The sequence below is a fragment of the Gluconacetobacter diazotrophicus PA1 5 genome, assembly GCF_000067045.1.
Lineage (GTDB): Bacteria > Pseudomonadota > Alphaproteobacteria > Acetobacterales > Acetobacteraceae > Gluconacetobacter > Gluconacetobacter diazotrophicus.
Map to the genome: position 1 here is coordinate 1,082,468 of NC_010125.1, position 13,349 is coordinate 1,095,816.

The 13,349-nt window shown below is 57.8% G+C and carries 7 protein-coding genes, 10 pseudogenes and 1 other annotated feature; of the genes and pseudogenes, 13 read left to right on the forward strand and 4 right to left on the reverse strand.

Going from position 1 to position 13,349, the window contains the following annotated elements; genetic code table 11:
- Positions 1-55 precede the first annotated feature (55 nt).
- The 4 genes from GDI_RS19675 to GDI_RS20595 are packed head-to-tail and all read left to right on the forward strand — an operon-like array spanning position 56 to position 4,015.
- Positions 56-925: an HD domain-containing protein gene (locus tag GDI_RS19675; protein WP_157870997.1), complete on the forward strand. Its 870-nt coding sequence runs from the start codon at positions 56-58 to the stop codon at positions 923-925.
- A complete protein-coding gene (locus tag GDI_RS05150; RefSeq protein WP_012224136.1) occupies positions 922-2,712 on the forward strand; it encodes an ORC-CDC6 family AAA ATPase in 1,791 nt (596 codons plus the stop codon). The genes GDI_RS19675 and GDI_RS05150 overlap by 4 nt, the downstream gene beginning before the upstream one ends.
- The gene (locus GDI_RS19680; protein ID WP_012224137.1) at positions 2,705-3,706 is read left to right on the forward strand and encodes a hypothetical protein; all 1,002 of its coding nucleotides are present in this window, start codon (positions 2,705-2,707) and stop codon (positions 3,704-3,706) included. Before GDI_RS05150 ends, GDI_RS19680 begins: the two co-directional genes overlap by 8 nt.
- Positions 3,707-3,748: 42 nt before the next feature.
- Positions 3,749-4,015 carry a DNA cytosine methyltransferase gene (locus tag GDI_RS20595; protein WP_081482854.1) on the forward strand — a complete coding sequence of 89 codons (267 nt, stop codon included), beginning with the start codon at positions 3,749-3,751 and terminating at the stop codon, positions 4,013-4,015.
- Here the strand turns inward: GDI_RS20595 and GDI_RS18935 are convergent.
- Together GDI_RS18935 and GDI_RS19685 are read right to left on the reverse strand one after the other, a co-directional pair.
- Positions 3,991-4,479: pseudogene (locus GDI_RS18935) on the reverse strand (IS110-like element ISGdi7 family transposase); the annotation flags it as partial. The gene GDI_RS20595 and the pseudogene GDI_RS18935 overlap by 25 nt on opposite strands.
- A gap of 79 nt (positions 4,480-4,558) precedes the next feature.
- Positions 4,559-4,680 (reverse strand): annotated as a pseudogene (locus GDI_RS19685) (IS630 family transposase); the annotation flags it as partial.
- Between the two features lie 56 nt (positions 4,681-4,736).
- Between GDI_RS19685 and GDI_RS05160 the strand changes: the two are divergent.
- The 6 genes and pseudogenes from GDI_RS05160 to istA all read left to right on the forward strand — a co-directional run.
- Positions 4,737-5,357 (forward strand): annotated as a pseudogene (locus tag GDI_RS05160) (IS256 family transposase); the annotation flags it as partial.
- 118 nt (positions 5,358-5,475) lie between these two features.
- A complete protein-coding gene (locus tag GDI_RS05165; protein ID WP_041249309.1) occupies positions 5,476-6,537 on the forward strand; it encodes an IS481-like element ISGdi10 family transposase in 1,062 nt (353 codons plus the stop codon).
- A 112-nt stretch (positions 6,538-6,649) separates the two neighbouring features.
- Positions 6,650-7,141 (forward strand): annotated as a pseudogene (locus GDI_RS05170) (IS3 family transposase); the annotation flags it as partial.
- 72 nt (positions 7,142-7,213) lie between these two features.
- Positions 7,214-7,429, forward strand: a complete 216-nt coding sequence (locus GDI_RS19690) for a hypothetical protein (protein ID WP_157864196.1) — start codon at positions 7,214-7,216, stop codon at positions 7,427-7,429.
- Between the two features lie 163 nt (positions 7,430-7,592).
- Positions 7,593-8,249, forward strand: a pseudogene (locus GDI_RS05175) (IS5-like element ISGdi1 family transposase); the annotation flags it as partial.
- A 43-nt stretch (positions 8,250-8,292) separates the two neighbouring features.
- Positions 8,293-8,945, forward strand: a pseudogene (gene istA / locus GDI_RS05180) (IS21 family transposase); the annotation flags it as partial.
- 39 nt (positions 8,946-8,984) lie between these two features.
- Here the strand turns inward: istA and GDI_RS05185 are convergent.
- Positions 8,985-10,069: pseudogene (locus GDI_RS05185) on the reverse strand (IS3 family transposase).
- Positions 9,818-9,932, reverse strand: a sequence feature (AL1L pseudoknot). It overlaps the preceding pseudogene by 115 nt.
- Here GDI_RS05185 and GDI_RS20200 point away from each other — a divergent pair.
- The 3 pseudogenes from GDI_RS20200 to GDI_RS19700 form a co-directional block, all read left to right on the forward strand.
- Positions 10,019-10,420 (forward strand): annotated as a pseudogene (locus GDI_RS20200) (hypothetical protein); the annotation flags it as partial. The pseudogenes GDI_RS05185 and GDI_RS20200 sit on opposite strands and share 51 nt — an antisense overlap.
- Positions 10,421-10,476: 56 nt before the next feature.
- Positions 10,477-11,656 (forward strand): annotated as a pseudogene (locus tag GDI_RS05200) (transposase); the annotation flags it as partial.
- Between the two features lie 101 nt (positions 11,657-11,757).
- Positions 11,758-11,909, forward strand: a pseudogene (locus tag GDI_RS19700) (IS630 family transposase); the annotation flags it as partial.
- Positions 11,910-11,938: 29 nt separating this feature from the next.
- Here GDI_RS19700 and GDI_RS05205 read toward each other — a convergent pair.
- Positions 11,939-12,763, reverse strand: coding sequence for an IS5-like element ISGdi2 family transposase (locus GDI_RS05205; protein ID WP_012553437.1), 825 nt, complete (start codon positions 12,761-12,763; stop codon positions 11,939-11,941).
- Positions 12,764-13,349 lie beyond the last annotated feature (586 nt).

Genomic DNA, 13,349 nt, shown 5'->3' on the forward strand with positions numbered 1-13,349 from the left:
AAACACTTATATCACTTCTGGTGCGATTGCAACAGATGGGGGCGGTCATCTTACTATGCATGATCGCGAGCATGTTGCCAGGGTTCGTCAAGTTGCGTCCAACCTAATTGCGAAGTCCGAAAGCATTAACTTAACGCCTTTCGAACTGACATTACTTTTATTGTCCATCTACCTACACGATGTTGGTAATGTATTGGGTCGCTCCGGACATGAGCGGAAAATTGACCGTACCCTTGAGGCCGCTGGTGCTATGCCCCCAGTTGATCGGATTGAGTATAAGGCGGCCAAACAGATAGCTACCGCACACGGTGGCACTGTTGCGGGCTCGAAGGACACAATCTCAATCCTTCCTGAGCGACAGGCTGTATCCGGCTTGTATATCCGCTCACGGCTCCTTGCTGCCATACTTCGGTTGGCCGACGAACTTGCCGATGATCCAGCTCGAGCTAATCGGGTCCAACTGGCTTCCGGGCATCTCCCGCGTGAATCTGAGGTTTATCATGTGGTGGCCACAGGCCTTCATTCACAGATGCACGATGTCTCTACCAGAGAAATCACTCTCAGCTTTAATTTCGACGATCCGACCCTGTTCAAACGTATGCTCGGCAAAGGGCGGAGAGAAGTACATCTACTTGATGAGATATACGAACGTTCCATGAAAACGTTCAACGAAGCCCGCTACTGCTCGCGCTTTATGCGCCCGTATATGGAATTCGAGCGAGTGAAGGTCGATATCATGATTTTCGACCAACATCAGATGCTACTTCATAACATCGTCTACACGATTGCTGAACATGGCTACGGCGACCATTCGCCGGATATTTATGACATGGTACCTGAGTTGGCAGCCTACAAAGGCAATGGAAAGCTGACCCCTGCCTATCTTGAAAAACTGCTCGCTGCGGCCCAGGAGGAAGGCCAATGAATGACAATCCATTTGCCGTGTTCACACCTGAGGGTCTGACTGCAGAGCGGGTTGTCGCGATTTTTTCGACTGAGATGCCGGGCTTGGGCAATATTGAGAATGCAGGACATGCCTTCGTCATTGGGACGCGGGGATCTGGAAAGAGTATTTTGTTCCGGTATCTGGAACCTGACTGTCAGAGAATTATAACTAACAAGGCGCTCAATGAGCTTCCGTTCTTTTCTCTTTATGTCTCGTTTCGTGAAACTCAGGCTCAGATCAGCGAACTCGCGCGCTTTGACGACCGGCACGGTGAAGTATTCTTCAATGAGCATCTCCTTGTACTGGCGATCGGGGCGCAGGTCGTTTTGCGGCTTTTGCGCAACAATGATGTCGCTACGGATGAAATGAGCCACGCGGCGCGCAAACTTCATGACGAGTTGAGCGATATGCTGGGAGAGGAGAGATCAGGCGGGTCATTAAGTGTTGGTGCAGCGCTTAATGCCATGGCCTCACGGCTCCAGTCCGCATATCGTAGCGCTATTCAATACGTTAGAAAGCACGGTTTCAAGTCGGATACTTTGGCTTATAATGGAGAATTGTACGGCTTTGACGATTTGCTTCTCCCTTTGGTGGACTTTTTAAGGGCAACCTTACGAATTCCGGAAACTTCTCCAATCCTTTTGTTGCTTGATGATGCCGATAGTTTAACCGAGACGCAGACGCGGATAGTGAATTCTTGGGTGGCGCGGAGGCTTTCGAGTCGGTGTAGCTTGAAGATAGCGGCGCAGATCACAGCATACAAAACGATGGTTACTGTCTACAATACTCGGATCGAGGCACCGCACGATTATCAAGAAATAAACCTTTCCGATGCCACTAGTAAGGCGAGCCAAAAGGCATACAAGATTCGTATCGCCGCTATCGTGCAACGTCGCCTCAGTACTGCAGGCGTTCTGAAGCAAGCCGACAAGTATTTTCCTGAGGAAAATCGTCAACGGATTGCAATTGAGCGTGAGGAGCAACGGCTGATATCGGAGTGGGAGGCCGGACATGGTCGCGGGTATAGAGCGCGAGATGATGCTTACCGTTACGCACGACCAAATTATATCACAAAGTTAGGTGGTGATCGCAAGAGCCGCAGCACATATAGCTACAGCGGTTTCGACCAACTTGTGCATATATCGTCAGGAGTCACGCGCTTTTTTTTGGAAGCCGCCGCAGATATGTACGCTCAGTCAGTCTCGCTTGCTCCGCGAGGAAACAAGAGCGTCGAAGTTATCGAGCCTCGTGTTCAAAACGAGGTTATTCGCGAACATGCCAACCGTCAGATGATCGTGGACCTAAAGGATCTCGCGCGCGATGTGGAGCGATTAAAGGGAGACCCACAACAGGCTGTTCAGCTAAGTAACCTCATAAAAGGATTGGGCGCGCTTTTTGAGAGCGCGTTGATCGACATGAATGCTTCCGAACGAAAGCTGTTCAGTTTCGCACTGACGGAAGAGCCTACTAAGGAAATGGACGAAGTTCTTCGCCTTGGCGTTCGTTATGGGTATCTTTTTCAAGGAGTTATCGGCAGGAAAGAAGGTGCAGGTCGCGCTCCACTTTATATTTTAAGCCGCCGCCTTGCACCGCTTTTTAACCTCGATCCTATGGGTTTCTCAGGATATAAGTTCCTAACTAATCAAAAGATCGAGCAGTTGATGAATGATCCCGCAGGAGCGCGCTCGAGCTTGCGTCGTTATCGGCCTCTCAAAGACGAAAAACAAATAACACTCGACTTCGACGGGGAAGAACACGATGAATGAGGTCACGAAAACTGTATTCGGGGACAAGCTGTTTTCTGACCCCGTTGCACTTATCAGCTGCCTTAGTTTTGAAGAGCGGAGCCTTGCTGTCGCGAAATCGCTTATCAATATTGGTCTCACGCGCTGGCTTTGCATCATTAATGAGGACATTGAGACTGATATCTCGTCTATCCATAGAGAAGCGTTACGGATTGCAGAACGCGCCGGCGTCACTATCGAGTTTCTGAAAGCATCTAAGCGCAATCCGTTACTCTTAGCAGATGCGATGATTCAACTTGCAGGCAACGCTCAACTAACCGAGTCAGAGCAATGGGTTGCCGATATAACGACTATGACACACGAGATGCTACTCATCATCCTTGCCGCAGCTGATGAGATCGTAACTCAATGGAAGGATCTTTCCCTTGTCTACAATGTGGCAGCCCAATATTCCGGTGACGACGAACCTGGGAAGAAATGGATAAGCCAAGGGATTCATGATGTCAGAACGGTGATCGGTTACCCCGGTAATTGGTCACCTGGGAAACATACTGTGTTGGTGGCTCTCCCTGGGTTCGATTCTGAAAGAATGCAGCGGATGGTGGAGGAAATTGAGCCCGAACAATTGATCGTAGGCATTGCCTGCCCTGTCGGTGATCATCATGCTTGGAGCGCTACGAAAAATCGCGAGATCGCGCGACAACTGCTTATGACGCGCAAGGGGTCCACTTTCGATTACCCTGCGCTCGAACCGTTCGGAATGATTGATGCGCTGATCCGTGTGTTGCGCGATATAAAATGCAATGTTCTTCTGGCACCCTTAAATAGCAAGATCTCTACTGCAGCACTAGGCGTTCTCGCTCGTAATCGGCCGGAATGGCAAATTTGCTATGCGCCAGCATTCATATACAATCTGAATTATGCAACCCCGTCGAATACTTTTCTGACCTGCTCGCTCAAGGCTCTTACAGATTACGCTAGGTCAGCGCTCGCCATGTCTGATAGTAAGGGCTGATAGTCCGTGATCGGAATCGACCTATTTGCGGGAGCTGGTGGAATGTCGCTAGGGGCTGAAAAGGCCGGGGTAGTGACAAAATTCGCCGTCGAACTGCATCATGCTGCATTCGAAACGTATCGGTATAATCATCCACAGTGTACCGTACTGCAGATGGGAGTAGAGCATCTACAGAACTTGGCTATGCCTTTTGCAGCCGATGATCTCTCACTAAAGGGAACACCGCGGAGTTTCCACCGCGGTGGCGGCCGCTCTAGAACTAGTGGATCCCCCGGGCTGCAGGAATTCGATATACGCAGCCTTTCCTGAACAAGGTGTTCGCGTTCGCGGTGTGTACGTTTGGCATCCTCCTCGTCGGGCGTCGGCACACGCACCATGCTGCATATCTGGCGATCACCATTGAGCCATGCCGCAAGAACACGCAGCATGCCTTCCGCGTCGAGACGGTCCGTCTTGGCCCGACGTGCGCGACGATTGACCAGAATGCTCGTGGGCTCAAGCACATACGCGGCGATGCCGTGCGCTGTCAGCAAACGATACAGCCAGAAGCCATCGCGGCCGGCCTCGAAACAGCATGACACCTCCGCGACATCACCCGGCTGGGTCGACGCGCGCGTTTGAAGCTCCGCGATCAATTTCAGCAGCCCTGAGGCGTCTCCACCTTCGAGGCGATGCAATCGGGATTTCGTGGCTCCCGAGATAGTCTTTACCGCGACAAGCCAGGAGGAAACGCTGAGTTCGATGGCAATGTGAATGGCGTTCTCGGATGACATGGCAGGAACTCCCTCGTCATTGGTGCTGACACGCTTGAGATTGAGCCTTTCTTGCCGGCGGTGTCTGCCCTCATAGCATCTGGAACCAGATCTCGATCGGCTTTCCCTTCGGTAGATGGCCGGTATGGGCGTTCAGGCTGCGAGGGAAGTTTTTTTGAATGCCTCCATGACGGCAGGATCCTGCCCCGGATGACGCGGCCGGGGGGCCTATCCTGAATTTCGTGTGTTTGGTGTGATGCTGGAGAAGGAGAAGCATCATGGCCCGACGCAAGAAACCGGTGATCCCCGACGATGTTCTGGACCAGGTTTTGGCTGGTCGCGTAGTCCGTACCATGTCGGACGCGGACGCCCTTCTGGGCGACATGAAGAAAGCCCTGGCGGAGCGGTTGCTCAACGCCGAACTGGACCACCATCTGGACGGCGAGGCTGTGGCTGGTCGCCCGAACTGCCGCAACGGCTACGGCCAGAAGACGGTGCTGACGGATGCCGGTCGGGTACGGCTGGACATCCCGCGCGATCGGGCGGGAACGTTCGATCCGCAACTGATCGCGCGCTACCGGCGGCGGTTTCCCGGTTTCGACGACCGGATCATCTCGATGTATGCGCGCGGGATGAGCGTGCGCGAGATCCAGGGTCATCTGCTTGAAATCTATGGGGTGGACGCCTCGCCGGACCTGATCAGCGTCATCACCGACGCCGTGCTGGACGAGGTGGCCGCGTGGCAGAACCGGCCGCTGGAAGCGGTCTATCCGGTAGTGTTCTTCGATGCCCTGCGGGTGAAGATCCGCGATGAAAGCGTGGTGCGCAACAAGGCGGTGCATATCGCCCTGGGCGTGCGCGCCGACGGCACGAAGGAGGTCCTCGGCCTGTGGATCGAGCTGTAGAAGTCTCGACTAAATCTGACGGATGGTGTCTGCTGAAGCTCAACCAGGGCTGCGGCGGGGGCGGAGTGGCCGGGCGACGCAGCCCCCGCCGCAGCCATCGGAGGATATCCTCATGACCCGTGACCAGAAGATCATCCGCGCCAAAGTTGGCCTGCTGGAACTATCGAAGCAACTGGGCAACGTCTCCCAGGCCTGCAAGATGATGGGGTATTCGCGCGACAGCTTCTACCGCTTCAAGGAGCTCTACGACAAAGGCGGCGAAATCGCGCTCCAGGAACTCTCCCGCCGCAAACCCTTGCTGAAAAACCGCGTCGAGCCGGCGGTTGAGGAAGCAGTGGTCGCGGATCCGCCATCGAACAAACCGGCCTGGGGCCAGGCCCGCGTGGCCAACGAACTGCTCAAGCGCGGCGTCACCGTCTCTCCTTTCGGGGTGCGCAGCATCTGGCTGCGCCACGACCTCGCTACCATGAAGCTCCGCCTCAAGGCGCTCGAAGCCAAGATGGCCCAGGAACGGCTGATCCTCACCGAAAGCCAGCTTGCGGCCCTGGAGAAGGCCAAGGCCGACAAGGAGGCCTGGGGCGAGTTCGAGACCGAATGTCCCGGCTATTGCGGCGCCCAGGATACCTTCTATGTCGGCACCCTGAAGGGCGTCGGTCGCGTCTACCAGCAGACCTTCGTCGATACCTACAGCAAGGTCGGCTTCGCCAAGCTCTATGATCGCAAGACCCCGGTTACCGCTGCCGACCTGCTCAACGACCGCGTCATCCCCTTCTTCGAGCTGCACGATCTCCCGCTCCAGCGCGTGCTGACCGACCGGGGCACCGAATTCTGCGGCTCTCATGACCGCCATGAATACGAACTCTATCTGGCGGTGGAGAACATCGACCATACCCGCACCAAGGCGCGCAGCCCGCAGACCAACGGCATCGTCGAGCGCTTCCACAAGACCATGCTCGACGAGTTCTATCGTGTCACTTTTCGCCGCAAGATCTACGACAGCATCCACGAACTCCAGGCAGACCTCGACGAATGGATGGATGACTTCAACCGCAATCGCACCCACCAGGGACGATACTGCTTCGGCAAAACCCCGATGCAAACCTTCCTTGACGCAGCCCACCACGCCCGCGAAAAAGATATCGGGCGCCACGTCGAACACCACATGAACGCGTAGCATCCACGCCGGCCACTTCAAGCCGTCCGTCAGATTAAGTGCAAACTTCTACACCTGAAAACCTTGGGAATCAGGCCCGATCCAACCCATTCCTAACTTTGCAACAGAGCCCGTCCACACATGGGCCGGCTTCGTCTATGTCGCCTTCGTGATCGACGCCTATGCCCGGCGCATCGTCGGCTGGAAGGTCAGCACGTCAGCCACCGCCGGCTTCGTGCTGGACGCCCTGGAGCAGGCGATCCATGCCCGCAGGCCCGGACCCGAGGATGGCTTGATCCACCATAGTGACAGGGGCGTCCAATACCTCGCCATGAATTACACCCAGCGCCTGGCCGAGGCCGATCTGGTACCCTCGGTCGGCAGCGTCGGGGACTCCTATGACAATGCCCTGGCCGAGACCATCAACGGCCTCTACAAGGCCGAGGTCATCTGGCGGCAGCCTTCCTGGCCGACCGTATCGGCCGTGGAAATGGCAACATTGCGCTGGGTCGATTGGTTCAATAACCATCGCCTCTTTGGCCCCATCGGCTATATCCCACCCGCCGAGGCCGAGGCCGAAGCCAACTACTATGCAGCCCTCGAGATCATCGATATGGCTGCGTGACTCAAACCAAATGGCCTCCGGGAAACCCGGGACGCTTCAGCTCCACCAAAATGCCGACCCTTGAAATCACCCATGCGCAGTGCCTCACACCAATACCAAACGCGGTTTCACGCAACACCAAAAACTTTGCAACAGGTCCCGGAAATCTACCGGGATGCGGTCAAGAATGCCGGTCTTGGCTGGACGGATGTCGAAGGGCATGTCCTGGCTTATGCAGCCAAGCAAGGCTGGACTAGCGAGAAAACAGCGGACGAGTTGGAACGGGTCCGGGCATTCCTGAAAATGTGAGGGTGGATTATGCGGCTCGCGCCCTTTCCCTCACCTGGTCTGACATTGCCGACGCTGATGGTGTCGACCGATGAGCGGGAAATGATGTTAGAGCCCGATCCGAAAGTTTTTGAACAATACCAGCCTGTTGTGATTCATCCGTCTTTGCGAAGAGATGGAGTGAATGGTGACATGGACTGGTATTGCCCGACGTGAACATAGCCGGGAAGGGTTGCGATATCCATCGGATATGACGGACGGGGAGTGGGCTTTGATCATGCCATTTGTACCCCCGGCGAAACGGGGCGGTCGCCCCCGCACTACGGATATGCGCGAGGTGGTCAACGCGATGCTCTACATAGCCTCGGCCGGGTGTGCGTGGCGCCTGCTGCCGAAATGCTTTCCGCCGGTCTCGACCGTCAGGCGCTATTTTTACGCCTGGCGTGGTGCCGGAGTGTTCGAAGTCATGAATACGGTGCTGGTCATGAGCCTGCGCGAGATCGAGGGGCGTGAAGCCTCTCCGAGCGCGGGCGTGATTGACAGCCAGTCGGTGAAAACCACGGAAAGTGGCGGGCTTTCGGGCTATGACGCGGGGAAGAAGGTCAAGGGCCGCAAGCGCCATATTGTGACGGATACCTGCGGCTTCCTGATCTTTCTCCTCGTTCATGCCGCCGACATCCAGGACCGTGATGGGGCTGTTGATGTCCTGGCAGCGATACGCAGGCGCTTTCCCTGGCTGCGCCACATCTTCGCTGATGGCGGCTATGCTGGCGACAAATTGCGATCCGCGCTCGCCTCCATGGGAAAATGGACCCTTGAATCATTGCGGAGAACTGCGACTGGCTGCTCGGAGACGTCAAATCGCGCAACAGCGCGCACGGGCGCGGCGGCATGCGGACCTGTAGCGCTGGGTGATGACGGATCGTATGAGCGGGTTGCGGCCTTTATCCGGAACTGGAAGGCGGAACAGCAAAGGGCGCGGCAGACGACGGGACGCGGCGTGTTCGTTCCGCTGCGCTTTCAACCCGGAGAGGCCTTCCAGTTCGACTGGGGAGAGGACTGGGCGGTGATCGGAGGGCGGCGCGTCAAGCTGCAGGTCGCCCACACCAAGCTGTCCTACAGCCGGGCCTTCATTCTGCGGGCGTATCCGCTCCAGACTCACGAGATGCTGTTCGACGCGCTGACGGAAGCCTTTCGCGTTTTGGGCGGGGTTGCGCGTCGAGGTATTTTTGACAATATGAAAACCGCCGTGGACCGGGTTGGGCCCGGCAAGGTCCGCCAGGTCAATCTGCGTTTTTCGGCCCTGGTGAGCCATTATCTGTTCGAGGCGGAGTTCTGCAATCCGGCAGCGGGTTGGGAGAAAGGTCAAATCGAGAAGACCGTCCAGGACGCCCGGCGGCAGATCTGGCAGGAGATGCCGCATTTTCCTGATCTGGCCTCCCTGAACGTCTGGCTCGAGGCGCGTTGCCGGGAACGTTGGACTATCTTGAGGCATGTCGAATTGCCCGGCAGCCTCGCCGAGGCCCATGCGGCGGAATGAAGCGTCCCGGGTTTCCCGGAGGCCATTTGGTTTGAGTCACGCAGCCATATCGATGATCTCGAGGGCTGCATAGTAGTTGGCTTCGGCCTCGGCGGGTGGGATATAGCCGATGGGGCCAAAGAGGCGATGGTTATTGAACCAATCGACCCAGCGCAATGTTGCCATTTCCACGGCCGATACGGTCGGCCAGGAAGGCTGCCGCCAGATGACCTCGGCCTTGTAGAGGCCGTTGATGGTCTCGGCCAGGGCATTGTCATAGGAGTCCCCGACGCTGCCGACCGAGGGTACCAGATCGGCCTCGGCCAGGCGCTGGGTGTAATTCATGGCGAGGTATTGGACGCCCCTGTCACTATGGTGGATCAAGCCATCCTCGGGTCCGGGCCTGCGGGCATGGATCGCCTGCTCCAGGGCGTCCAGCACGAAGCCGGCGGTGGCTGACGTGCTGACCTTCCAGCCGACGATGCGCCGGGCATAGGCGTCGATCACGAAGGCGACATAGACGAAGCCGGCCCATGTGTGGACGTAGGTGAAATCGACCACCCACAGGGCATTCGGCCGGCTCACGCGGAATGCGCGGTTCACCTTGTCCAGCGGGCACGGAGCCTTGGGATTGCTGATGGTCGTGACCGTCCTCTTCCCTCGCCGAATGCCGGCTAGGCCCATGGCACGCATCAGGCGTTCCACGGTGCATTTGGCCACCTCAATGCCTTCACGGCGCATCTGATGCCAGACTTTGCGCGTCCCGTAGAGCTTTGAACTGGCGTCATATACCCGCTTGATCTCGTCCTTCAGTTCGTCGTCGCGCCGGGCACGCGCAGGCCGCCTGGCGGGGTCCGCCAGACGGACAGCATGTTCGTGATAGGAGGATGGGGCAATCGCCAGTTCGCGGCAGATCGGCTCGATACCCAAGTCCTCGCGATGGGCGTCGATGAACGCCATCATCATTTCCCGCGGCGGTCGAGCTCCGCCATCGCAAAATACGCCGATGCCTTGCGCAGGATCTCGTTGGCGCGGCGCAACTCCTTGACCTCGCGCTCAAGTTCCTTGAGCCGAACGCGTTCGTCACCAGCTTGCCCCGCCGGTCCCGCTCGCCGCCTGGCAACGACCTTCCCCTGTCGCATGCCCTCATCCTGAAGGCCGCGCTGCTGACGATCGGCTATATTGAGGAAAACGGCCCGATCGGCCTCACTCCAACCAAGGCGCTCAAGCGCTATTTTGTCGCATGGGCCGCCGAGGCATTTGAATGGCCCGGCTATATGGTCGAAGACCTCTACGCCGTCAACAAAGTCCTCAATGAACACGATTTCCCGCCGCTGGTGATCCTGCATGAGGTTCTGCTCAGCGCGAAGCTCGCACGGCATTTCAAGGGCACCCTACGACTGACCGACCTGGCAAGAAAGCTCCAGTTGGAACCAGCCCGGCTCTGGATGCTGTTGACGACCCATCTCCTCTTTGTCGTTGACCACAGCCCTTAGCAGGCTGTCGGGTTGGGGTACCTGGCTCTGGCGATCTGCGGTAAGCTTTCAGGATGAGCAGCTTCATTCCGTTTGATCGATCGCAGCCGTATCTTCTGCCGCCGGATCTGAAGTCATGGCTGCCGTCGGACGATGTGGCGCATTTCATCGTGGCGGCGGTAGAGCGGGTGCCGTTGAGGGCATTTTCCGTTCCTGTGCGGACTGGCGGCAAGGCGCAGTATCATCCGCGCCTGATGCTGGCGCTGCTGATTTACGCCTATGCGAACGGCGTGTTCTCATCGCGTCGGATCGAACGGGCGACATATCGTGATATCGGTATGCGCTTTGTGGCGGCGAACCTGCATCCTGACCATGACACGATCGCGACGTTCCGGCGCGGCAACCGCACGGGGATCGAGGCAACGTTCATGCATGTACTCCTGCTGGCACGCAAAGACGGGACTGGTGCGGCTTGGCACGGGGTCATCGACGGCACGAAAATCCATGCCAATGCCTCCAAATACCGCCCTTTCTTTTGATCGCCCAAAAACCTGCCCAAGAAACTGCCCCCCGTTATCTTCAACCCTGATGGAACGGGCACAGGCGGCGGATACAACCGATGTGGATCATCAGGCGTTGCCGGAGGAACTGGCCCGGCGGGAGGCTCTGAAGGCAAAGCTGGATGAAGCCTGTGCGCGACTGGAGGCGGAAGCCCGCGAGCAGGCCAAGACCGCCCGACCAGAATATGAGCGCAAGAAGGCAGCTTTTGATGCGAAGCGGGGACGGCGCGGTCGGCCGCCGAAAGAACCGGACGATGAACCGCCACCAGACCGGCAGATCAACCTGACCGATCCGGACAGCAAGCTGATGCGCCGCTCCGACGCGCATGAATACCGGCAAGCCTACAATGCCCAGGCCGTGGTTTGTGCCGAGGGCAGCCAGTTGATCTTGGAAAATGGCGTCGTTGCGACGACGGCGGACGCGCCCAGCTTCGCCGCCACCATCCTGGGTATGGAGGAGAGGATCGGCCTGCCACGAACCGTCCTCGCCGACACGGGTTTCGCCAGCGGCAAAGCCGTCGAAACGTTGCAGGCCAGCGGCGTGGACCCGCTGGTCGCCATCGGACGCCCTGTGAATCGGCGCCCTTATGACTTCCGGCCAGAACCGCCACCCAGGGAGCCGCGCCGGATCACCGAGCCCTGGCGCCTGGAAATGAAGGCCAGGCTGCAACAGAACCCGGCAAAAGCCCTTTATACCAACTCCGGTCCGCCCTGACTCATATGTGATTGCCTGACGGTATCGTTCTGGAACGAGCTGTGATTCACAGGATGCCGAACCGGGCGGGAGGCATCCGAATGGGCGGGGCGTTAGCGTTGCGTGAGGATTATGATGCGGCGGGACTGCGTGCTCTGGCGCAGGACAACGAGGCATGCGGGCCAGGCGCGTCGGCTTCTGGCGCTGTCGGCAGATCTACGATGGTGCGTCACACGGAGACGCGCACGAACTGGACTGGGACGGATGAGCCTGTTTGGAAAGTCATGGATGAGCGTTTCTTCGGGTGAGATTGGCGCCCATGGCGACGAAGATCATGGCCTGTGAGACATCGATGCGACGCTCGTAATCGCGCACGAGGCGTCGCCATCGGGTCATCCATCCGAAGGTTCGCTCCACGACCCAGCGCCGGGGGAGAACCTCAAAGCCTTTCGCTCCGTCCCTGCGACGGATCACCTCGACGACGAAGTCCAGGTAGGCAGCCTTGTCCATCAACTGGAGCCGGTCATAGGCACCGTCCGCGAATAGATGCTTGACCCACGGCCAGCGCTTGCGGATCGCGTCCAGGATCATCTGCGCTCCGGCGCTGTCGGAGATGTCCGCCGGCGTCAGGTTGACCATCAGCAGGCGTCCGTCCGTATCCACGGCGATATGCCGCTTGCGCCCGACAATCTTCTTTCCAGCGTCGTAACCTCTTGTTTTCGCGTGCGGCGCCTTGATGCTCTGGCTGTCGATCACTCCGGCCGAAGGGCTGGCTTCACGGCCCGAGCGCTCCCGGTCAAGCATCAGTTCCACATCATGAATGGTCTGGAACAGGAACCGCCGGGCCAATTCCCTGAACCAACCATAGACCGTACGCCAATGCCCGAAATGGATCGGCAGCATTCGCCAGCCGCAGCCGGATCGAACCAGGTAACGAACCGCGTTGATCACCTCGCGGAATTCGATCTCGCGCGGACGCCCCGTGCGTCCCGGCTCGGGCATCAGTGGCGCGATGCGCGCCCATTCCTCCTCCGTCATATCAGACGGATAACGCTTCGTCTTGCGGGTAATCCTGGCCATGCGGCCTCTCTGCTCTGGCGTCCACATCCAGAGCTTGAATCACACTTCAGCGACTTTCCAAACAGGCTCTGAGCCGTGCCACCATCATTCTCGACGAGCAAAACACGCATATATGCCACCATGAGTTTTGTTAAACCAACATTGCTACCTATAGGTGTATAAATTGTATGACACAATCTTCCCGGGACAGGTTAGGCATTAATACAGCCGCGTTATCCATCTGATCACGCATATGTTATATCACTCCGCCGTTCAGCACGACGGGCAGCGGAAAGGCATGCGTTCCGTTTCCGAGTCGGGGCGTGTTTTTCCTTGAACCGGCCCCGAAACCGGCTATACCCACCGCAACCGATCGCCGCGCGGACCCTGGACGCGCGGCGACACCCCGAACAAGAAACGATCATGAAACCCCGATCTAGAATCGCCTGGCGGGGACGCCGTGACCGATCTCTTTCGGTCGCCGGGTCTGTCTGCGGGCATCGTCCCTATCCGGGTCTGACCGTTCTGCCTGTTTGCTGACCTGTCGCTGACCGCAACCGCCTCCCGGTTCGAGCACCTCATGAGCGGTCGACTGACCCGTTATAGACTCACTATAGGGCGAATTGGGTACGGG